The organism is Agromyces neolithicus, assembly GCF_039529735.1.
Classification (GTDB): Bacteria; Actinomycetota; Actinomycetes; order Actinomycetales; family Microbacteriaceae; genus Agromyces; species Agromyces neolithicus.
In genome coordinates this window covers 186,111-204,536 of sequence record NZ_BAAANJ010000004.1, presented here as the reverse complement: position 1 = coordinate 204,536, position 18,426 = coordinate 186,111, and the positions used below count along the sequence as shown (strand labels likewise).

Here is an 18,426-nt window from a genome sequence, read left to right as displayed (position 1 = left end):
GGCTCAGCGGGCGAGTACCGCGTCGAGGCTCTCGCGCACGATCGCGAGACCGCGTGTGAGTTCGTCGTCGGTGATCGTGAGCGCCGGCAGGAACTTCAACACCTCGTCGAATGCACCGGATGTCTCGACGATGAGCCCGCGGCGGAACGCCTCGGCCGAGATGCGCCCCGCGAGCGTGCGGTCGCCGTCGCAGGCGAGCCCGTACATGAGGCCGCGACCGCGCGGCACGAGCCCGAGTTCGGGATGGTCGGCGGCGATGCGGTCGAGTTCGGCCCGCAGCAGTGCCGACTTCGCGGCGACACCGTCGGTCAACGCCGAGTCGGCCCAATAGGTCTCGAGCGCGACGCGAGCCGACACGAACGCCAGGTTGTTGCCGCGGAACGTTCCGGTGTGGGCGCCCGGCTTCCACACGTCGACCTCGGGGCGCAGCAGCACGAGCGACATCGGCAGGCCAGACCCCGAGATCGACTTCGACACCGTGACGATGTCGGGCACGATGCCCGCGGCCTCGAAGGCGAAGAAGGTGCCGGTGCGCCCGACGCCCGCCTGGATCTCGTCGAGGATCAGCAGGATGCCCCGCTCTTCGGTGAGCGACCGCAGCCGCTGCAGCCACGACACGCTCGCGACGTTGATGCCGCCCTCGCCCTGCACCGCCTCGACGATCACGGCTGCGGGCAGGTCGAGCCCCGATCCGGGGTCGTCGAGCATCTTCTCGAACAGGTCGAGCGTGTCGACGTCGGCACCCAGGTACCCGTCGTAGGGCAGGCGCGTGATGTCGCCGAGGGCGATGCCCGCGGCATCCCGATACGTGCTGTTTCCCGTAGCGGCGAGCGCGCCGATGCTGAGACCGTGGAACGCATTCGTGAACGCAACCACGTTCGAGCGGCCGGTCGCCTGCCGGGCGACCTTGAGCGCCGCCTCGACGGCGTTCGCACCCGTCGGGCCGGTGAACTGCAGCTTGTGGTCGAGGCCACGCGGTGCGAGCACGTACTGCTCGAACGCCTCGATGAACGCCTTCTTGGCCGACGTGGCCATGTCGAGCCCGTGGATGATGCCGCCGTGCTCGAGGTACTCGACCAGCGCGCGTGTGAACGCCGGGTTGTTGTGGCCGTAGTTCAGCACGCCCGCGCCCGCGAAGAAGTCGAGGTACTCGTGGCCGTCGACGTCGAACAGGGTCGAGCCGCTGGCACGGTCGAAGACCGTGGGGAAGGCGCGGATGTACCCGCGGACCTCTGATTCGCGGCGGTCGAAGACGTCAAGGGATGCGGCGTCGCTCATGGCGTGCGGGCTCCTTCTCAGGGGGTGGTGGGGTGGTACGAGCCTAGATCGTCAGGCTGGGCGGTCAGTGCGTGTCAGCGCTCGCTTCGGGCCAGGCGACCTCGAAGCGCTCGAGCACGATCTCGTGCTCTTCGGTCCACTCGAACCCGAGCTGTGCGCCCACCCGCTGCCAGTACCGGCTGTGGTTCTCGCGCCACGACTCGAGCGACCGGTCGTCTTCGCCCTCGTCGAACGCGAACGCCGCGTCGACGCTCGCGAACGTGTCGATGCGCAGTTCGATGTCGCGCAGGATGACCCGTGGCCGGCCGGTCGAGTCGCAGGCGATCCAATGGCTCCCGATCCGTGGGAGCGGCTGGCCATCGAGGGCGAACTCGGCGACGAGGGTGGCCGTCGCACGTTTCGTGCCGTCGAGCACGAGGCCAAGGAGCGCATCGGTCAGCTCGGGGTTGTCGCCGAAGACCTCGGCCGACGGTGGCTCTGGATCGGTGGCGCGGTCGGGCCTCGCGGCTCGATACTCCTCCCAGAATTCGATCGCGGCGGCGTGGTCGATGGGCGAGTTCTGCACGCTCTCAGTCTGACAGCGAGCGACGGATGCCGCAGCGCGGCCATCCGCGGATTGTGGAACGATCGGCGCGATTCGGCCCCGATACGGGGACGCCTCAGTCGTCGGGCATCGAGCGGCGGTCGCCGACCGTGCGGTCGGAGAGCGGGAAGGCAAGCGAGTCGGCGCGGACCCACCACTCCATCACGTCGTAGGCGAGCCGCCCCGCCACGACCGAAGGGTCGCTGTCGGACAGGCGTGCCGCCTCGGCCGGGTCGCAGGCGAATATAGACATGCCGCGATAGGTCGGGTCGCTCTGCTCGTCGAATGGCCCGTTCGCGACGATCAGTCCCCTGCGCCCCAGTTCGGCTCGGTACGCGAGGTGGCGGGCCTGGAGCTCATCGAGCTCGCCTTCGGACATCTCTGGAGCATCGGCCGGGCGCCGCAGCACGACGACCGTGTAGACGTCGAACGCGTCGGGGATGTCGGGGGTGCGCATCGGTGATCCTCGTCAATAGATGTGCAGCTTCTGCAGCAGCGCCAGGGTATCGTCGAGCGTCTCGAACAGGTCCTTGTTGTGCTTGATCATCTTGCTGCGCATGTAGACGCGCAGCCACTGCTTGTACATGAAGTTCTCGTACCGGTCGAACTTCTCGCGCAGCTCCAGGTCTTGCTGTTCGATGAGGCCCGCGAGGAACATCGCGCACTCGAACCCCAGCGAGATCGACTGGAAATAGGGCGAGCCGATCGCCGAATCGCCGGCCAGGAACGTCGGCGAGTTCGCGAACGGGTGGTCGGCCGATCCGAGCGCGTGCCACTTGCGGCTGCTCACGTCGCGGGCGTGGTAGAGGTCCAGCGGAATGCGGACGATCTCGAGGTCGCCGAGGATCTCGCCTCCGGTCTCACCCTTGATGCAGTCGATGAACCGGTCCATCGATGCGGTGACGCCCGGGAAGTTCTCACGCAGCCACTCGGGGTCGACCCGCGTCGGCATCGAGTTGAACTCGCCTTCGGAGATGTTCACTATGCCGGTCACGTGGGTGACGCCCCGGTCGTAGAAGGTGCGGTGCACCGCGGGGATGAACTTGTACCTGTCGTTCTCGGCGTTCTTGTAGTACTTGCAGAACTCGTCGCAGGCATACGTCCGGCTGTAGAGGAACGTGGTCACGAGGGCGTACTCGAGCCGCACCGTGAAGACGTTGGCTTCGCCGCCCTCGCCGCCGAAGGCGGGCGAGATGTGGTCGCGGAGCAGCGACCTGCTTCCGGTGCAGTCGATCAGGATGTCGTCGGGTGCCACCATCGCGAGGGCGTCTTCGGCGCTGACCGCCCCGGTGATCCGTTCGACCGAGCGGGTTCCACGCTGGTCGATCAGGTCGCTCAGCGCCCGTTCGATGGCGTTGAGCGGGCAGAACCCGAGCGTCCATTCGAGCAGCAGTGACCTCAGGTCGGGCGCGATCGACCGCCTGGATGCGACGCCCTCCTCGAGGTCGGTGCGATCGAAGACCGCTTCGACGTTCTCCTCGTCGATGTAGTCGATGCAGTAGCTCTCGACCGAGTCGGCGACCAGATAGGTGTCGAGCTTCACCATCCGCGTGCGGGTGTAATCGGTGCGCTTCTCATAGAGGTGGATTGAGTAGTCGCCCATCGTCTGCAACAGCGCCGTCAACATGAGGCCCACGGGGCCGCCTCCGATGATGTACACCTGGCGCCGGGGCGTCGACGTTTCGAGAGCCATTCGAGGCGCTCCTCACACGGGAGAGACGCGGAAGGCCTCGGCGGCTCGGTCGCCCCGGGTTCCGCGCAGCACGGCATCGCCATCGGTGCCTGCCGCCGCCAGACTACCGGGCGAACCTTCGGGGGTCGAGGAAGGCGGCATCCGTGAACGGTTGCTCGCCCGCGACCGACTGCGCGACGAGCTCCCCGAGTGCCGAGGCGTGCTTGAACGAGTGGCCGGAGCATCCGCCGCCGACGACGACGCGCGGGTGCGCGGTCGGTCCGACGACGAACTGGCCGTCGGGCGTGTGGGTCATGATGCAGGTCGTCACGCCCGACGGGGCAGGGTCGAGGTCGGGGAACGTCGCTGCGACGAGGTCGCGGATCTCGTCGGTCTCGTCCGGGTGGATCTCGCGGTCGATCGCATCGGGGTCGTCGGGCGTGAACGGGCCGTCGAACTCGGGCCCGACCTTCGCGTCGAACCCGTCGGGGCCGGGCATCGCGCCGTGGCCCCAGATCCACGTGTCGTGGCCGGGCACGCTGCGGATGAACACGGGCAGAACCTCGAGGTTCGCATCGCGACCGTCGCGCGCGCGGAACCACGTCATCACGACGCGATGCGGCGTGAGCGGCAGGTCGGGTACCAAGCGGCTGATCCACGGTCCGGATGTCACGGCGACGTGCCGCACGCGAAACTCGGCGTCGGCCGTGCGCACGGTGACGCCGGCGTCGCCGGGTTCGATCGCCGTCACGCGGGTACCCGTGCGGATGCGCGCGCCGGCGGCGCGGGCGGCGTCGACCGCCGCGACGATCGCGGCCTCGGGGCGCACGATGCCCGCCTCGGGGTCCCACACCCCCACGTCGCCCGGGTTGTGGCGCGCGTGCGCCGGAAAGCGCCGGGCGACCTCGTCGGCGTCGAGCTGCTCGATCGGCAGTCCGTGCGCGTCGGCGGCGCGCAGCGTGCCCTCGATGATGCGCGAGCCGGGCGGGCCGATCATGATGCCGCCCGTCTCGTGGAAGAGCGCCTGACTGCTCGACGCCTCGAGTTCACGCCAGAGGTCGCGCGCGCGACGGGCGATGGGCGTGAGGCCCGGGTGTTCGAGGCACGCCACCCGGAACAGCCGGGTGGCCCCGGTCGATCCGCCGAGCGCGTGCCCGGGCTCGAACTGCTCGAAGCCGAGCACGTCGAGCCCTCGGGTCGCGAGCCGCCAGGCGGCGCTCGAGCCGACGGCACCGAGGCCGATCACGGCGACGTCGGCATCGAATCGGGGCGTGACCTGTTCGGATTCCATCCCTCGATCATCTCCCGCTTCGTGATATGCAATCAAAAGGTTGCGCAACGGGGATTAATCTGCAACCATGAAGTTGCAGACAATCACGAAAGGACCGATCATTGTGAGCATGACCGACAACGAGGCATCCGTCATCGACGAAAGCACCTTCAGTGTTCGGCGCACGATTCGCATCGCCGCGCCCATCGAGAAGGTGTGGACCGCCGTCACCGAACCCGAGCACATCTCGCGCTGGTTCGGGCGTACCGTGCTCGACGGCGCGGGCGTCGGCGCGACCGGCACGATCACGTTCGCCGACTACGGCTCGGTACCGATCCGCGTCGAGCAATCGGATGCCCCGCGCACGGTGTCGTACCGGTGGGGAAACGACGACGCGCTCGGGCACCTGCGTGACGAGCTCGACGATCACGCGACCGTCTTCACCTTCACCCTCGAGCCGGTGCAGGGCGGCACGCAGCTGACCGTCGTCGAGACCGGCTTCGAGCACACGAGCGACCCCGCCAAGAACATGGCGAGCCACGGCGAGGGCTGGGTCTCCGAACTCGACAAGCTCGTCGCCCTGCTCGAGGGCGACGCATGACGACGACGCTGGTTCCGGTGTTCGCCGCTCTCGGGGACGAGACCAGGTGGAGCATCCTGACGGCACTCGGCGAGGGCGACGCGTCGGCGTCGGCCCTCGCCGGGCGACTGCCCGTCACTCGACAGGCGATCGCGAAACACCTCGCCGTGCTGGCGGAGGTCGGCCTCGTCGAGCCGGTGCGGGTCGGCCGCGAGGTGCGCTACCGCGTGATCGGGTCGCAGCTGAGCGACACCGCACGCCGACTCGACGCCATCGGCGCCGAATGGGATCGCCGTCTCGCCGCGATCAAGCAGATCGCCGAAGGGCTCTGACGGCCCGTCATCGTTCGATGCTCGTCAGATGGGCAGCGGGCGGTCATCGACGATCGTCTTCATGACGATGGTCGACGCGACCCGGCGAACACCCGGCAGGGCCGAGAGCTTCTCGTCCCACAGGCGTTGATAGGCCGGCAGGTCGGGCACGGCGATGCGCAGCAGGTAGTCGGGGTCGCCGAAGAGTCGCAGGGCCTGGATCACCTCGGGTACCTCGGCGACGGCCGCATCGAAGGCGGAAATTGTCGCCTGGTTCGCTTGCTCCATGGTGACGAACACGAGCGCGCCGAACCCGAGCCCGACGACCTCGGGATCGATGACGGCCCGGTACCCGGTGATCGCACCAGAGGCCTCGAGCGCATGCAGGCGACGATGGGTCGGCGACATGCTGAGTTGCACGCGCCCCGCGAGGTCGGTGAGGCTCAGCCGACCGTCTTGCTGCAGCTCGGCAAGGATTCTCCGATCGATGGCGTCCATGGGGTGAATTCTTCCACGCCCGCCGCCTCTAAAGGAGAAACACGGCAGCCTATTCTGCTTGATCTTGCGTACCTTCGTCGTATCGAACGACGGGAGCGCAGCGTGAATACCGAGTTGCTGCTCGCGTGCTGGGGCATGATGACGCTGATGGTGCTCGTCCCCGGCCCCGATTGGGCGTACATCATCGACGCGGGCCTGCGGGATCGCACCATCGTGCCGTCGCTCAGCGGCATCCTTGTCGGATACCTCGTGGCCGTGGCTGCGGTCGCAGTGGGTGTCGGCGCCGCGGTGGCCGCCCTGCCGTGGGTGCTCATCGGGCTCACGTGCGCAGCCGCGGCCTACCTGTCGTATCTCGGCGTCCGCGTGCTGCGGCAGCCGCCCGAGCTCGCCGCGGGCGCCGGCGCCGCAGGCGTCGACCACGCCGGGGGCGCCTCGACCGGGCCGTGGCTGCGATTCGCCCAGGGCACCGGCGTGAGCGGGCTGAACCCGAAGGGACTGCTGGTGCTCGTCGTGCTCCTGCCGCAGTTCACGGATGCCGCGGGCGCATGGCCGATCTCCGTGCAGCTCGCCGTGCTCGGCCTCATCTTCGTCGGCAGCTGCGCGCTCGTCTACTCCGTGGTGGGCATGGGCGCCAAGGCGGTGCTTCGCGTGCGGCCGTCGGCCACGCGCATCATCTCGCGCGTCTCAGGCGCCGCGATGATCGTGCTCGCGGTGATCCTCGTCGCCGAACAGGTGTCGCACTTCGTCAGCGGGTGACTACTGCTCGGCGGAGTCGGCCGCCTGGTCCATGACGTAGATCGTGGCCCCGCCCGGATCTCGATAGGTCGCCATGAAGCCGCCGGGGATCTCGCCGGGCGCTTCGATCACACCGAGCGTCTCGGGTCGGGACGCGTGGAACGCCTCGACGCTGTCGACGACGAACAGCGGCCCGATCGGGGCCTCGGGGTCGTGCGCGTCGAGCATGAGCTGCGTGTCGGAGCCGGGCAGGGCGAGGGCGACCGTGGCATCGCCTTCTCGCCACATCTCGGTGAACCCGAGGCCGTCGCGGTAGAGACTGAGCGACGCTCCTAGGTCGGAGGTTGGAACGAACAGGAACTCGAGCTTCATGGCACGTCCTCCGTGTCGTAATTGGATTTACCCACAGCATAACGGCATTATGGTGTGGTGCGCGAGTGGATTCCGGTATCGACCTCCCCGAAGGGGCGGCTCGCGCTCACTGCCGTGCACCAGTTCGGGGCGAGGCCCTTCGACGAGGTCACCGTCGGCGAGTTGGCCGCGGCCGCGAACGTCACGACCGGCGCGCTCTACCACCACTTCGGCAGCAAGCTCGGGCTGTACGCATTCGTGCGCGGCGATGTCGAGCAGCGCCTGCTCGACCGCATGGAGGGGGCCATCGCCGCATCCCCGATGGCGTCTGATCGAGCGGCTGCTGTGAAGGCGGCGCTGCTGATCGGCTTCGACTTCGCCGTGCGCGAACAGTTCCTCCGCATCCTCGCCGAACCGCCGACGGGGTCGGAACACGACCGCCTGGCCGAGATGCTCGGTGCCAGCACCGCCCAGGCATCGCCGGTGTTCGGTCGCGTCCTCGCCGCGGCCTGGCGGGCTGCGCTCGTGGCGGTCGCCGAGGGTGTCGAGCCACAGCAGGCGCGCGCGGCCCTGACCGCGTTGGAGTTCCGACTCGCGTCGTGACCGTAGCGCCGCCATGTCGCCGCGTCGGTGACCTGGAAGAGTGGGGCCATGCGTCGAATCGGAGCGATCTTCCTGCCCGAATTCCCACCCGAGCGGCTGCGGCCCGTGGTCGAGGCCGCCGAGGCCGGTGGGCTACCCGAGCTCTGGCTTTGGGAGGACTGCTTCCAGGAGTCGGCCTTCGCGACGGCCGCCGCGGCCCTCGCCTGGTCGAAGCAGCTGCGCGTCGGAATCGGCGTCGCCCCGATGCCGCTGCGCAACGTCGCGATCACGGCCATGGAGATCGTGACGATCGCCCGCATGTTCCCCGGCCGCCTGGTTCCCGGTGTGGGGCACGGCGTGCAGCGGTGGATGGCGCAGATCGGCAGCAAGGTCGCGTCGCCGCTCACGCTCATGCGGGAGTACGTGCCGGCGTTGCGGCAACTGCTCGCCGGCGACGAGGTGACGATGAACGGCCGATACGTGCAGCTCGATCGGGTACGGCTCGACTGGCCGCCGACCGTCGTGCCTCCCCTGTACGCCGCCGGCGAGGGGCCCAAGACGCTGCGCCTCACCGGCGAGGTCGCCGACGGCACCGTGCTCACCGGCGGCACGACCGTAGAACGTGCGGCCGAGGCGGTGGTGACGGTCGCCGCGGGTCGCCGCGCCGCCGAACGCGAGGGGCGCAGCGAGGTGGTCGTCTACGTGCCGGCGGCGTTCGGTGGGGCTGAGGCCGAGGCGCGCATTGAGCAAGAGCTCACGCTCTGGAACATGCCCGACGACCAACGCCTCGCCGCCGTCGGTGACGCCGCAGCCGTTGCCGAGGTCGCCCGACGGTTCTTCGCCGTCGGCGTCGATACGGTCGTGCTGCAGCCGACATCCGACGAGCCCGACCTCGAGGGATTCATGCGCCAGGTCGGCGAGGTCGCCCGGCTGTTTTCGTCGGTATGACGTCGGGATGCAGCGCGTCGCGTTCGGGGCGAGAATGGAAGGCGACTCGAAGGGGCACGGAATGGCTGAGCTGAACACAGGTGAGACGACGACCGGGTCGGCGGCGGCTCCCGAGGCGACGCGCACCCCGCACACTCCCGGACATCACGCCCTCGACTGCCCCGTGTGCTTCGAGGAGTTGCAGCGCAACCGCGACTGGTGGAAGGCGCGCCCCGAGGGCGCCCGACTGGTGGGACTCGTCGTCGCGCGCGACGACATGCCCACGGTGGTCGAGCAGCGCAACGACCTCGCGGCTTTCGGCGTCGCGATCCTCGACTTCAAGCACCCGGCGCCCGAGGCGCCCGAGACCTGGGAGCAGCGCCTCGGTCGACTGTTCGGCACGTTGCGGGCCGGCGACGTGCTCGTCGTGGCCAACGAACGCGCACTCGGCCGCAACAGCGACGAGGTCGCCCGCACCGTGCGAACCCTGCGCCGCCACAACCTCGTGGTCAAGGTGCTGAGCCACGGTGCGCCCCACCTCGAAGACGCTCGCGCCTGAATTGCCCCGTGCCGACGCCCGGCAGCGTGCGTCAGTCGTCAGGCTCGAAGAACAGCGCCTCGTGCTCGGCGGGCCAGTCACTCGCGCGCCGGGTCTGCGCGTCGACATGCGTCGCGACCATGAGGCACGCGGCGATGGTCGTGCCCGCGGCATCCGTCATCGTGCACTCGATGAACGCATCGGTGCCGGCGAACTCGCGAACGAACGACGTGATCGTGATCTCCTGGTCGGCGCCCACCGGCCGGCGGAAGTCGATCTCCATGCGCTTGACCCAGATCATGAAGCCGAGCGAGCCGTATGACTCGAGGTTCCAGCCGGCGTGTTTCGCCAGCCCTTCCATACGGTGGTCGGTGAAGTACCTGGCGTAGTTGCCGGTGCTCAGGTGCTGGAACGGGTCGAGCTCAGAGAAGGCGATGCGGTGGGTGGTCTCGTAGACGACCGGCTTCTTCGTCATGGTCGCTCCTCGTTCGGTCGGCGAGTCGAGTCGCGGTTCACGCTACGCCGATGCCCGAGTGATGGCGAGGTATCGTGTGTGAGGCTTGCCGACCCCATCGGCGCCACATCGGCTCGCGGCATCCGCTCGCCTTCGCCTTCTCCACCCCTCCTGAAAACAAGGACACCCGTGAGCCTGATCCGCCTGAACGACGTGAGCATGGAGTTCGACGGGCGGCCGGTGCTGCGCGAGGCGTTCCTCAAGCTGCGGCGCGGCGACCGCATCGGGCTCATCGGCAAGAACGGCACCGGCAAGACGACGTTCCTCGAGCTCGTGCTCGGCCGGCGCGAGCCCACGGGCGGCACCATCGACGTGACGCTCGGCACCACGATCGGGTACTTCTCGCAGTTCTCAGAACTCGACGGCGAGCAGAGCACCTACGCCACGCTGAGCGCGCATTTCGCCGCGGTGCACGAGACGCAGGCGCGCCTCGATGAGATCGGTGCGCAGCTGGCTGCACCGATGACGGATGCCGCGATGACGGCTCTGCTCGCCGAGCAGGGCGAGCTGTTCGAGCGCATGGACCACGTCGGCGGCTGGACCTACGAGAACACGATCGACACCGTGCTCACGAGCCTCGGCTTCGATGAGGAGCGCCGGCACCTGCCGGTCGACCGCCTGTCGGGCGGATGGCGCAACCGCGCCGCGCTCGCGCTGATCCTGGTGCAGGCACCCGATGTGCTGTTGCTCGACGAGCCGACGAACTTCCTCGACCTCGACGGGGTGCGCTGGATCGAGGGCTGGCTCGGCGGCTTCGCCGGCGCCGTGCTCGTGGTCTCGCACGACCGGCAGTTCCTCGACGGCGTCGTCGACCGCATCGTCGAGATCGAGAACCACCGCCTTCAGGAATATGACGGAAACTACTCGGCGTACGTGCACGCGAAGCAGTCGCGGCTGAAGATGCTCGAGCGCCAGTTCGCGCATGAAGAGGAGCTGCTGGCCTACGAGCAGTCCGCGTCGGCCGCGCGCCGCGAGGCAGCCCGCAACCCGTCGAACGCTGTCGCGCGCCGGCTCGCCGACATCAAGAAGCGGCAGGCGCCGCGCCCGATCGACCAGATCATCACCGGCATCTACGACGGGCTGCGGGTGTCGAACGACCTTCTCACCGTGACCGGGCTTTCGAAGGGCTTCAACGGCACGCCGCTGTTCGAGGGACTGTCGTTCGACCTGCAGCGCGGCGACCGGGTGGCGGTGCTCGGCTCGAACGGGTCGGGAAAGTCGACCCTTCTCGATGTGCTGACCGGTGAGGCCGAAGCCGATGCCGGCACCGTGCGATGGGCGAAGGGTGTGCGGTTCGTCTCGTACAACGCGGTCTACGCCGAGCTGAACCTCGACGACACCGTCGGCCACGCGGTGAACGCCTACCCCGACTCGCTCGCGTTCACCGCGACGAAGAAGAGCGTGAACCGGTTCCTCGCGATGCTGCAGTTCTCAGAGGCCGACCTGCAGCAGAAGATCGGCACCCTCTCGGGCGGTCAGCGCGCCCGGGTCGCGATCGCGCAGTGCCTGCTCTCGGGGGCGGCCGTGATCGTGCTCGACGAGCCGACGAACCACCTCGACATCACCTCGACCCAGGTGATGGAACGGGCGCTGACCCACTTCCCGGGTGCGGTCGTCGTCGTGAGCCACGACCGGTTCTTCGTCGACAAGCTCGCCGACCGGTTGCTCGTGTTCGACGGCGGGCCGCGCGTGCGCGAGACGGCGGCCACCGGGGCGCTGTGAGCTCGGGCAGCGCCCCTGTGTGCCGAACTCGGTGACCTTTTGGCGGTTCTCTTGCCGATTCGTGCGTCGCACGCGTGCGCGGTGCGCGTCGTCACCCGTCCTCCCCATCGTGAGGTTCGGTGCACTTCTCTTCTGATCGCTCTCAGGCGCGGGTCTCACCGGCGATCGGTGCGACCGTATCGGCATGGGAATCCGCTACTACGCTTATCCGGTCGCGCCGAACGATATCGACGACGCGAAGCGCAACCCCGACCGCTATCTCGGCGCTGACCCACTCATGGATGCATGGGGTGGAACCGAACCTCGACCGCGGATGCTCTATCTCGACAAATGTTGGAGCTGCCTTCAGGGCGAGTTCGGGATCGGTACTGCGAACGAACGACCCGCGGCAGAACTGGTGCGCGGCGAAGTGAGGTTCGTCGATCTCGGATGGTTCGGCTTTCGGCGCGTTCTCGACGCCGCTGAGGTCGCGGCAATCGCGAACGACCTTGAACTCGTGCTCACCGAGGTCGATGCAACCTGGATCGATTGCCCCTTCGATGGGGCGACAGACTACGTGCGAAGCTATCTGACGGCCGCTCGTTACTTCACGCAGACGCTCGCAGAGCGAGGCGAAGGCCTCGTGTACCTGATCGGTTGAGATGCATGCATAATGAAAGCATGCCGAACGTGCTCATTCGCGATCTTTCGCCCGACGTGCACGCCGTGCTCGTCGCGCGAGCCGAGCGCGAAGGGCAGTCGCTGCAGCAGTATCTTTCCCTCGAACTCGCGAAGCTCGCAGGCCGACCGACCGTGACCGAATTGCTTGCCGAGATCGACGCGCGACCCGACGGGCTCGACCTGACATCGCAAGAGATCGAGCGCGCGATCCGCGCCGGACGCGAGCGTCGGCAGTGATCGTCGTCGACGCGTCCGTGATCGTCGATGTTCTGGTGAATGGCGCGCGGGCCCGGGCAACCCGCGCGCGACTCTCTGACGACGAACTCTTCGCCCCTGACATCCTCGACGTCGAGGTGGCCTCTGCCCTGCGCGGGCTTTGGCTGACCGGGCGGCTTGACGACATGCGCCTCGACCGGGCGATCGACGACCTCGCCCGACTTCGCGTCGAACGGCATCCGTCCACCCTGCTCATCCGGCGATCGTTGCACCACCGAGCGAATCTCACGACCTACGATGCGACGTACGTCGCTCTCGCCGAGACTCTCGGTTGCTCATTCGTGACGCGCGATCGTCGCATCGCCACGGCGCCGCGTCTTCGCTGTTCCGTCGAGGTGTTGCCCTGAGGCGCGGGGATCGGCGTGCGAGCCGTGCCCGGTTTGCCTGAATATCTACTTGTGTGTATATACACACAGGTGTATTCTTAAGCCATGACGAAACATACTGCTCCCTCACCGACCCGGATCCGCCGCGCACCAGCGCTGGTCGCCGTGTTCGGCGGCGCGGGTTTCATCGCCGTCTTCGTGGTCGCTCACCTCGTGCAGCCGACCGTCGACCCGTCGTGGCAGCCGCCCAGTGAGCTCGCCCTCGGCGCGACCGGCTGGGTGATGACCACGGCGTTCCTGCTGCTGGCCGCCGCGAGCGTCGGCCTCTTCCTCGCCCTGACCTCACAGGCCGTCACCTGGCCGGGTCGCATCGGCCTGGCGGCTGTCCTGCTGGCGGCGACCGGATTCGTCGTGGCCGCGATCTTCCCCACCGATCCCGCCACCACGCCCCCGGGCGAGATGACGCTCACGGGAACGCTGCACTCGATCGGGCCGGTGCTCGCCGACGGCATCCCGATCGCGGCGGTCATCTTGGCGGTGTCGCTCACGCGCCACAGTCCGCAGTGGCGTCGCGTGCGCTGGGTGCTCGTGCTCGGCGCGGTGCTCACCGTATGGGCGGCGGTGCTGCTCACCGTGAGCCTGGCGGTGCTGATGCCCGAGACCGGCCGGCTCGGCCCCGACGTCCCCGTCGGCTGGCAGGGCCGGTTCCTGCTGGCTGCCGACGCGGTCTGGCTCGCTGCCGTCGGCGGCTGTGCGCTGGCGATCCGCCGCGGCGCCGCGCCCGGGGCATCCGATATCTCGGCACCGACCCTGTCGGGACGTGCGTCGTGAGCGGCGCCGCGCTCGAACTCGACGTGCTGGTCGCGCTCGCCGAACCGAATCGCCTGCGCATCGTCGAGCTGCTGCGCGACGGTGGGCGGCCGGTCGGCGAGATCGCCGAGCGCCTGTCGCTGCTGCAGCCACAGACCTCGCGGCACCTGCGCATCCTCGCCGAGGCAGGTCTCGTGCGTGCCGAACGGCAGGCGCAGTCGCGGGTCTATCACCTGCTGCCGGAGCAGTTCCGCTCGCTCGAGACGTGGCTCGACAGCTTCGCCCAAGTGTGGACGAGTCGATTCGACCGCCTCGACAACTACCTGTCAGAGCTCGAGACCCGAACGGATGCCCCTGATGCCCGCTAGCACCGTCACGAAAGACTACGAACGCTGCCGGCTCATCGTCGAACGCGAGTTCGCGGCACCCGCTGACCTCGTGTGGGCGTGCTGGACGCAGGCCGACCGCTTGCGCATGTGGTGGGGTCCGAGCGGATGGCTCGTCGACATCTTCGAGCTCGACGTCCGCCCCGGCGGGGTGTGGCGATACCGTCTGCGGCCCGAGGCCGAGCACGAGCTCGACGACGAACAGTGGGGTCGAGCCATCTACCGCGTCGTCGACGCACCGCATCGCCTCGAGTTCGTTGACTCGTTCGCCGATGCATCGGGCGCGCTGATCGTGGGTACCGAGATGCCCACGACGGTGCTCATCGATCAGTCGCACGGCGCGACGTCGGTGTCGATCACGGTCGCATTCACCGGCACCGAGCAACTCGACGAGGCCGAGGCGCTCGGCATGGTCGAGGGATTCACCGACGCATTCGAGCGGCTCGCGACCGCGCTCGCCGCTTCTGGTTGAAGAGGAGAAGACGATGTCGAAGACGGATGTCGCAACGCGACCCATTGATGCGACGGTGACCTCGCGCGACGGCACCACCATCGCCTTCGAGCGCTCGGGCGACGGCCCCGTGCTCGTGCTCGTCGCGCAGGCCCTCTCAGACCGCCGCGACAACCGCAAGCTCGCCGCCCAGCTCTCAGCGAGCTACACGGTCGTCAACTACGACCGGCGCGGACGAGGCGCCAGCACCGACGCGGGGGAGTGGGCCGTGGCGCGCGAGGTCGACGACATCGAGGCGCTGATCGACGCACACGGTGGCACCGCCCTGGTGTTCGGCGCGTCGTCGGGCGGTGTGCTCGCGCTCGACGCGGCGGCCGCACTGCCGTCGAAGGTCGGGGCCGTCGCAGCTTACGAAGCGCCGGTGATCGTCGACGACCAGCGCCCGCCCGTACCGCGAGACCTGGCCGACCGCATCGCCGCGCTGATCGAAACGGGGCGTCGCTCGCAGGCGGTCACCGAGTTCATGAAGACCGCGCTGGGCGCGTCGGGCTTCATGGTCGGCGCGATGAGGCTCATGGTGCCGATCTGGCGCTCGATGGAGGCCATGGCGCCCACCACGGTCTACGACCTGCGGTTGTGCGCCGGTCTGCAAGACGGCGTGCCGCTCACCACGACGCGGTGGCAGCGACTCGTCGCGCCGGCGCTGGTACTCGTCGGCGGCAAGGGCGACGCCTTCATGCGCACCGGAAGTGCCGCGCTCGCCGCGCACCTCGGTGCCGAGCACGACGTGATCGACGGCGCGCACCACGCCACGCCCATGATGAAGCCGGCGCTGCTGCTGCCGACGCTCGAGTGGTTCTTCAGCGAGGCGTCGCGCGCCCGGTGACACCCTCGAGCTCATCGAGCAGCGCGCTGCTGGCCGCGTCACGCGCGACGGCTTCACCGAGCTCTTCGGCAGCGCGACGGTACGCGGGGTCGCCGAGCACGTCGGCGACGGCTCGTGCGATCTTCTCGGCAGATGCGCGGCGCGACACCGCGACCCCGGCGCCACGGGTCGTGACCCGCACCGCGTTGTCGGCTTGGTCGCGGCCATGGTGGAGGATCACGAGCGGAAGGCCCGCGGCGAGCGTCTTGATGACCGTGCCGTGCCCGCCGTGCGTGACGACGAGGTCGGCCTGCCGCATCGCCTCGCTGTGCGGAGCGGATACGACGACCGAGACGTTCGCCGGCGCCTGGATCTGGTCGGGGTCGATGGCGGGCCCCGTCGTCACGAGACCGCGCACGGGCAGACTGCCGAGGGCATCCGAGATGCGCTGCAGGCAGTCGACGTGGTTCTGGAAGGTCGACGACATCGCGACGAGCACGAGCGGCGAGTCGCCGGCCGGCGCAATCCAGGCCTGGTCGGCGGCCCAGGCAGGGTCGTCGAGGATCGGTCCCACGTACCGGGCGTTCTGCGGTAACTCGCCGACGAAGTCGAAGGCGGCCGAGGTGAGGATGAGCTGGCGGCGGGCGCCGCGCAGTTGATCCCAGGAGTGCTCGATCGCATCGAGGCCGTAGTCCCGGCGCACCGCGTTGATCGGCGCGAGCGCGTACCGGTCGATCATGCCGGTTGCACCCGCGCTCACGACGCGATCGCGAAGTCGGCCGAGCGATCCGTGCGAGGGTGCCAGACCCATGCCGAACGGCGGTGATCCCGGCACGGGCAGCGGGTAGACGTTCGGGATCAGTGCATCGAACGGCACCCCGCGCGCCTCGGCAGCGATCATGCCGCCGATGCCCATCGCCGAGGCCACCACGAGGTCGGGATGTATCGCATCGATCGCGGACGCCGTCTCGCGTGCCTGTCCGGGCGCTGGTCCGCTCATCATGTGGTCGGCCATTCCCCGGGCCATGCTCGTCGGGCTGCGCAGCTCCCAGTCGCGGAGCTCTCCGGGTCCGCCGAAGTCGCCAGAAAGGTAGGCCGCGCCGGTAGGGCGCACCTGGTCGGCCATCGACTGCTCGGCGAGCACGGTGACGCGATGGCCGCGGTCGACGAGCCGGCGAACCACACCGAGTTCGGGCGGAACGGTGCCCCCGGCGTCGGTGAGCGTGAAGAGGTACGTGCGAGGAGTCGTCGTGTTCGTGGCTCCGGCGGCGTCGGTGGTGGATTCTCCGGCGGTCATGGCCCTGAGGCTAGCCCGTGTCGCCGCGGTGCACTATAGGGGTAGCTCGGAACTGTGCGCCGTGACATCCGGCGGCGAACCGACCATGCTGGGGCGCATGGGAACAGTGACGATCTCATTCGAAATGACGCTCGACGGCGTGTTCGACCAGATGGAGCGCTGGTTCAACGTCGAGGATCCCGAGCTGGTGCGCCACTCCGACGAACTCGTCTTCGGTGCCGACGCGGTGCTGGTCGGCCGCAAGGCCTACGAGTTCTTCCGCGAGTACTGGCCCGCGCAGACCGATGAACGCGGCTTCGCCGCGCACTACAACGCACTGCCGAAATACGTCGCCTCGACGACGTTGACAGGCCCGCTCGACTGGAACGCGACGCTCATCGAGGGCGATGTGGCCGAGGCCGTGCGGGGCCTGCGCGATCGGTACGACTCGATCATCTCGCACGGTTACGGCCAGCTGGCCGCCACGCTCGTCGACGCCGGATTGGTCGACGAGATCCACGCCGGCATCCATCCGTTCCTGGTGGGCAACGCCGAGGAACGGTTGCGCACGCCGCACCCGGTGGGGCTGCGACTGCTCGGCGTGCAGGCGTACGACTCGGGCATCATCGCCGCCAAGTACGCGCCGGCGTAGCATCCGTGCAACCTTCCGATGCTTCCGGCGAACGGATGCCGCGAGCGTCGCCTCAGTCGGACAAGCGCGCGCTGACGACGCGCAGGGCGTCGCCGTCGGCGCGGACGACGCAGCGGATCTGTGCGTGATCGACCCGGCCGGACTCGTCGACGGAGGTCACGGTGCCCGACACGCGCCGGGCGCCGTCGGCCTCGGTGACCTGCAACGACTGCGACACGTCGATGTCGGAGTGCCCGCGCGATTCGGTTTCAAGTGTCATGGCAGCACGCTAGGCCGCTCGGGTCGGCGTGGCATCCGTGCGCTGCACGGATCATCCGTGGGGCGGCATGCCCAGCCGGTGCCGGTACGTCGTTCGCAGCGCGGCTGCGCCGCCGATGAGGTGTGCCCCGCCGTCGACGACGACGTCGGCACCGGTGACGTGTCGTGAATCTTCACCGACGAGCCATGCGACGGCGTCGGCGATGTCGCGCGGCTCGACGAGTTCGCGCAGGGGAGTGGAATCCAGGAGCAGCGCCTCATCACGCACGTCGAGACGTTCGTTCGTGTGCGGGGCGCGCGTCCAGCCGGGGGTCACGACGTTCACGCGGATGCCGTGGTGGCCGTACTCGGCGGCAGCCTTCCTCGCGCCTGTTGCCCCCGCAGTCTCGAGGATTTCGCTCAGCCGGGCGGATCGCTACATCATCGACTTCAGCAGTTGCGTGGCCCGCTGGTTGTCGTCGGTCGCAAGGACGACGCGGTTCCTGGCGGCCACGTAGACGAGGGCGATGTTGATGCCGGCGTCGCCGAGCGCGCGCGCCATCGCACCGAACTTGCCCGGCGTATCCAAGTCGGGTTCGGGGAGTGCTGGACTCACGATGACGTCGGTCTCAGCCTCGACCGTGATGCCGACGCCCTCGAGCGCCGACCTGGCGGCGGCGACGTCTTCGACGAGGAAGTGCACGGCGCCCGAGCCTCCCTCCATGATCGCGCACAGGCCCTCGATGTTGACCCCCGCGTTGCCGAGCGCCTCGCCGAGACGAGCCCCCTCGCCGGGCCGGTCCTCGAGGATGACCAAGAGATCCTTCGCCATGACGGCACCTCCTTGTCGGATGCCTCAGGTCTACGCCCGCGCCCGCGGCGCGTCAACGCTCCGCGGCTCATGGAGCGCGATCGGATCGGTTGCC

27 protein-coding genes are annotated in these 18,426 nt (G+C 68.8%); 15 read left to right on the top strand and 12 right to left on the bottom strand.

The window, feature by feature from the left end:
- Positions 1–3 precede the first annotated feature (3 nt).
- The 5 genes from ectB to solA form a co-directional block, all read right to left on the bottom strand.
- Positions 4–1,278, bottom strand: a complete 1,275-nt coding sequence (gene ectB, locus ABD164_RS06415; RefSeq protein ID WP_344294616.1) for a diaminobutyrate--2-oxoglutarate transaminase — start codon at positions 1,276–1,278, stop codon at positions 4–6.
- 64 nt (positions 1,279–1,342) lie between these two features.
- Positions 1,343–1,843 carry an ASCH domain-containing protein gene (locus ABD164_RS06410; RefSeq protein WP_344294614.1) on the bottom strand — a complete coding sequence of 167 codons (501 nt, stop codon included), beginning with the start codon at positions 1,841–1,843 and terminating at the stop codon, positions 1,343–1,345.
- A gap of 94 nt (positions 1,844–1,937) precedes the next feature.
- On the bottom strand, positions 1,938–2,318 hold the full coding sequence (locus ABD164_RS06405; protein WP_344294612.1) for a YciI family protein: 381 nt from the start codon (positions 2,316–2,318) through the stop codon (positions 1,938–1,940).
- Between the two features lie 12 nt (positions 2,319–2,330).
- The gene (locus tag ABD164_RS06400; RefSeq protein WP_344294610.1) at positions 2,331–3,554 is read right to left on the bottom strand and encodes an FAD-dependent monooxygenase family protein; all 1,224 of its coding nucleotides are present in this window, start codon (positions 3,552–3,554) and stop codon (positions 2,331–2,333) included.
- A 103-nt stretch (positions 3,555–3,657) separates the two neighbouring features.
- The gene (gene solA, locus ABD164_RS06395; protein WP_344294608.1) at positions 3,658–4,824 is read right to left on the bottom strand and encodes an N-methyl-L-tryptophan oxidase; all 1,167 of its coding nucleotides are present in this window, start codon (positions 4,822–4,824) and stop codon (positions 3,658–3,660) included.
- Between the two features lie 109 nt (positions 4,825–4,933).
- Here solA and ABD164_RS06390 point away from each other — a divergent pair, with 109 nt between their 5' ends.
- Positions 4,934–5,404, top strand: a complete 471-nt coding sequence (locus tag ABD164_RS06390) for an SRPBCC family protein (RefSeq protein WP_344294606.1) — start codon at positions 4,934–4,936, stop codon at positions 5,402–5,404.
- Positions 5,401–5,715, top strand: a complete 315-nt coding sequence (locus ABD164_RS06385) for an ArsR/SmtB family transcription factor (protein WP_344294605.1) — start codon at positions 5,401–5,403, stop codon at positions 5,713–5,715. The genes ABD164_RS06390 and ABD164_RS06385 overlap by 4 nt, the downstream gene beginning before the upstream one ends.
- A gap of 24 nt (positions 5,716–5,739) precedes the next feature.
- Here ABD164_RS06385 and ABD164_RS06380 read toward each other — a convergent pair whose 3' ends face one another.
- Positions 5,740–6,192, bottom strand: coding sequence for an Lrp/AsnC family transcriptional regulator (locus ABD164_RS06380; RefSeq protein WP_344294603.1), 453 nt, complete (start codon positions 6,190–6,192; stop codon positions 5,740–5,742).
- Between the two features lie 102 nt (positions 6,193–6,294).
- Between ABD164_RS06380 and ABD164_RS06375 the strand changes: the two genes are divergently transcribed.
- The gene (locus tag ABD164_RS06375; protein WP_344294601.1) at positions 6,295–6,948 is read left to right on the top strand and encodes a LysE family translocator; all 654 of its coding nucleotides are present in this window, start codon (positions 6,295–6,297) and stop codon (positions 6,946–6,948) included.
- On the opposite strand, the gene ABD164_RS06370 is transcribed toward ABD164_RS06375, so the two are convergent.
- The gene (locus tag ABD164_RS06370; RefSeq protein ID WP_344294599.1) at positions 6,949–7,299 is read right to left on the bottom strand and encodes a VOC family protein; all 351 of its coding nucleotides are present in this window, start codon (positions 7,297–7,299) and stop codon (positions 6,949–6,951) included. It abuts the gene before it with no gap.
- 57 nt (positions 7,300–7,356) lie between these two features.
- Here ABD164_RS06370 and ABD164_RS06365 point away from each other — a divergent pair, with 57 nt between their 5' ends.
- The 3 genes from ABD164_RS06365 (at position 7,357) to ABD164_RS06355 (ending at position 9,346) form a co-directional block, all read left to right on the top strand.
- Complete coding sequence (locus tag ABD164_RS06365; RefSeq protein ID WP_344294597.1) at positions 7,357–7,881, top strand: TetR/AcrR family transcriptional regulator; 525 nt, start codon at positions 7,357–7,359, stop codon at positions 7,879–7,881.
- A 48-nt stretch (positions 7,882–7,929) separates the two neighbouring features.
- Entirely contained in the window at positions 7,930–8,808 is an 879-nt protein-coding gene (locus tag ABD164_RS06360; RefSeq protein ID WP_344294595.1) for an LLM class flavin-dependent oxidoreductase, read from the top strand.
- 61 nt (positions 8,809–8,869) lie between these two features.
- Positions 8,870–9,346, top strand: coding sequence for a recombinase family protein (locus tag ABD164_RS06355; RefSeq protein WP_344294593.1), 477 nt, complete (start codon positions 8,870–8,872; stop codon positions 9,344–9,346).
- Between the two features lie 31 nt (positions 9,347–9,377).
- On the opposite strand, the gene ABD164_RS06350 is transcribed toward ABD164_RS06355, so the two are convergent.
- Positions 9,378–9,800, bottom strand: a complete 423-nt coding sequence (locus ABD164_RS06350; RefSeq protein WP_344294591.1) for an acyl-CoA thioesterase — start codon at positions 9,798–9,800, stop codon at positions 9,378–9,380.
- A gap of 168 nt (positions 9,801–9,968) precedes the next feature.
- Between ABD164_RS06350 and ABD164_RS06345 the strand changes: the two genes are divergently transcribed.
- From ABD164_RS06345 to ABD164_RS06310, 8 genes are all read left to right on the top strand, one after another.
- Complete coding sequence (locus ABD164_RS06345; RefSeq protein WP_344294589.1) at positions 9,969–11,561, top strand: ABC-F family ATP-binding cassette domain-containing protein; 1,593 nt, start codon at positions 9,969–9,971, stop codon at positions 11,559–11,561.
- Positions 11,562–11,745: 184 nt separating this feature from the next.
- Positions 11,746–12,201, top strand: coding sequence for a hypothetical protein (locus tag ABD164_RS06340; RefSeq protein WP_344294587.1), 456 nt, complete (start codon positions 11,746–11,748; stop codon positions 12,199–12,201).
- A 20-nt stretch (positions 12,202–12,221) separates the two neighbouring features.
- A complete protein-coding gene (locus ABD164_RS06335) occupies positions 12,222–12,458 on the top strand; it encodes a FitA-like ribbon-helix-helix domain-containing protein (protein WP_344294585.1) in 237 nt (78 codons plus the stop codon).
- On the top strand, positions 12,455–12,844 hold the full coding sequence (locus ABD164_RS06330; protein ID WP_344294583.1) for a type II toxin-antitoxin system VapC family toxin: 390 nt from the start codon (positions 12,455–12,457) through the stop codon (positions 12,842–12,844). The genes ABD164_RS06335 and ABD164_RS06330 overlap by 4 nt, the downstream gene beginning before the upstream one ends.
- A gap of 84 nt (positions 12,845–12,928) precedes the next feature.
- Positions 12,929–13,654: a DUF998 domain-containing protein gene (locus ABD164_RS06325; RefSeq protein WP_344294581.1), complete on the top strand. Its 726-nt coding sequence runs from the start codon at positions 12,929–12,931 to the stop codon at positions 13,652–13,654.
- Complete coding sequence (locus ABD164_RS06320) at positions 13,651–14,001, top strand: ArsR/SmtB family transcription factor (protein WP_344294579.1); 351 nt, start codon at positions 13,651–13,653, stop codon at positions 13,999–14,001. Before ABD164_RS06325 ends, ABD164_RS06320 begins: the two co-directional genes overlap by 4 nt.
- Positions 13,991–14,491: an SRPBCC family protein gene (locus tag ABD164_RS06315; RefSeq protein ID WP_344294577.1), complete on the top strand. Its 501-nt coding sequence runs from the start codon at positions 13,991–13,993 to the stop codon at positions 14,489–14,491. Before ABD164_RS06320 ends, ABD164_RS06315 begins: the two co-directional genes overlap by 11 nt.
- Positions 14,492–14,504: 13 nt before the next feature.
- Positions 14,505–15,356, top strand: a complete 852-nt coding sequence (locus ABD164_RS06310; RefSeq protein WP_344294575.1) for an alpha/beta fold hydrolase — start codon at positions 14,505–14,507, stop codon at positions 15,354–15,356.
- On the opposite strand, the gene ABD164_RS06305 is transcribed toward ABD164_RS06310, so the two are convergent.
- Positions 15,331–16,632 (bottom strand): glycosyltransferase, encoded by a 1,302-nt coding sequence (locus ABD164_RS06305; protein WP_344294573.1) that lies wholly within the window; start codon positions 16,630–16,632, stop codon positions 15,331–15,333. The genes ABD164_RS06310 and ABD164_RS06305 overlap by 26 nt on opposite strands.
- A 97-nt stretch (positions 16,633–16,729) precedes the next feature.
- Here ABD164_RS06305 and ABD164_RS06300 point away from each other — a divergent pair, with 97 nt between their 5' ends.
- Positions 16,730–17,263 carry a dihydrofolate reductase family protein gene (locus ABD164_RS06300; RefSeq protein ID WP_344294572.1) on the top strand — a complete coding sequence of 178 codons (534 nt, stop codon included), beginning with the start codon at positions 16,730–16,732 and terminating at the stop codon, positions 17,261–17,263.
- A gap of 52 nt (positions 17,264–17,315) precedes the next feature.
- On the opposite strand, the gene ABD164_RS06295 is transcribed toward ABD164_RS06300, so the two are convergent.
- Genes ABD164_RS06295 through ABD164_RS06285 form a run of 3 tightly spaced genes read right to left on the bottom strand, consistent with a single transcriptional unit; the run spans position 17,316 to position 18,332 of the window.
- Positions 17,316–17,522 (bottom strand): hypothetical protein, encoded by a 207-nt coding sequence (locus ABD164_RS06295; protein ID WP_344294570.1) that lies wholly within the window; start codon positions 17,520–17,522, stop codon positions 17,316–17,318.
- A 51-nt stretch (positions 17,523–17,573) separates the two neighbouring features.
- Positions 17,574–17,915: an SDR family oxidoreductase gene (locus ABD164_RS06290; RefSeq protein ID WP_344295068.1), complete on the bottom strand. Its 342-nt coding sequence runs from the start codon at positions 17,913–17,915 to the stop codon at positions 17,574–17,576.
- Between the two features lie 21 nt (positions 17,916–17,936).
- Positions 17,937–18,332 carry a hypothetical protein gene (locus ABD164_RS06285; protein WP_344294568.1) on the bottom strand — a complete coding sequence of 132 codons (396 nt, stop codon included), beginning with the start codon at positions 18,330–18,332 and terminating at the stop codon, positions 17,937–17,939.
- Positions 18,333–18,426: the final 94 nt, after the last annotated feature.

Excerpts from the sequence above, each read along its gene's own strand:
- ABD164_RS06360 (WP_344294595.1), top strand. The coding sequence starts at position 7,930 with ATGCGTCGAATCGGAGCGATCTTCCTGCCCGAATTCCCACCCGAGCGG.
- ABD164_RS06335 (WP_344294585.1), top strand. The coding sequence starts at position 12,222 with ATGCCGAACGTGCTCATTCGCGATCTTTCGCCCGACGTGCACGCCGTG.
- ABD164_RS06315 (WP_344294577.1), top strand. The coding sequence starts at position 13,991 with ATGCCCGCTAGCACCGTCACGAAAGACTACGAACGCTGCCGGCTCATC.
- ABD164_RS06390 (WP_344294606.1), top strand. The coding sequence starts at position 4,934 with ATGACCGACAACGAGGCATCCGTCATCGACGAAAGCACCTTCAGTGTT.
- ABD164_RS06305 (WP_344294573.1), bottom strand. The coding sequence starts at position 16,632 with ATGACCGCCGGAGAATCCACCACCGACGCCGCCGGAGCCACGAACACG.
- ABD164_RS06310 (WP_344294575.1), top strand. The coding sequence starts at position 14,505 with ATGTCGAAGACGGATGTCGCAACGCGACCCATTGATGCGACGGTGACC.
- ABD164_RS06400 (WP_344294610.1), bottom strand. The coding sequence starts at position 3,554 with ATGGCTCTCGAAACGTCGACGCCCCGGCGCCAGGTGTACATCATCGGA.
- ABD164_RS06385 (WP_344294605.1), top strand. The coding sequence starts at position 5,401 with ATGACGACGACGCTGGTTCCGGTGTTCGCCGCTCTCGGGGACGAGACC.
- ABD164_RS06295 (WP_344294570.1), bottom strand. The coding sequence starts at position 17,522 with ATGACACTTGAAACCGAATCGCGCGGGCACTCCGACATCGACGTGTCG.
- ABD164_RS06350 (WP_344294591.1), bottom strand. The coding sequence starts at position 9,800 with ATGACGAAGAAGCCGGTCGTCTACGAGACCACCCACCGCATCGCCTTC.
- ectB (WP_344294616.1), bottom strand. The coding sequence starts at position 1,278 with ATGAGCGACGCCGCATCCCTTGACGTCTTCGACCGCCGCGAATCAGAG.
- ABD164_RS06355 (WP_344294593.1), top strand. The coding sequence starts at position 8,870 with ATGGCTGAGCTGAACACAGGTGAGACGACGACCGGGTCGGCGGCGGCT.
- ABD164_RS06285 (WP_344294568.1), bottom strand. The coding sequence starts at position 18,332 with ATGGCGAAGGATCTCTTGGTCATCCTCGAGGACCGGCCCGGCGAGGGG.
- ABD164_RS06370 (WP_344294599.1), bottom strand. The coding sequence starts at position 7,299 with ATGAAGCTCGAGTTCCTGTTCGTTCCAACCTCCGACCTAGGAGCGTCG.
- ABD164_RS06300 (WP_344294572.1), top strand. The coding sequence starts at position 16,730 with ATGGGAACAGTGACGATCTCATTCGAAATGACGCTCGACGGCGTGTTC.
- ABD164_RS06340 (WP_344294587.1), top strand. The coding sequence starts at position 11,746 with ATGGGAATCCGCTACTACGCTTATCCGGTCGCGCCGAACGATATCGAC.
- ABD164_RS06325 (WP_344294581.1), top strand. The coding sequence starts at position 12,929 with ATGACGAAACATACTGCTCCCTCACCGACCCGGATCCGCCGCGCACCA.
- ABD164_RS06380 (WP_344294603.1), bottom strand. The coding sequence starts at position 6,192 with ATGGACGCCATCGATCGGAGAATCCTTGCCGAGCTGCAGCAAGACGGT.
- ABD164_RS06405 (WP_344294612.1), bottom strand. The coding sequence starts at position 2,318 with ATGCGCACCCCCGACATCCCCGACGCGTTCGACGTCTACACGGTCGTC.
- solA (WP_344294608.1), bottom strand. The coding sequence starts at position 4,824 with ATGGAATCCGAACAGGTCACGCCCCGATTCGATGCCGACGTCGCCGTG.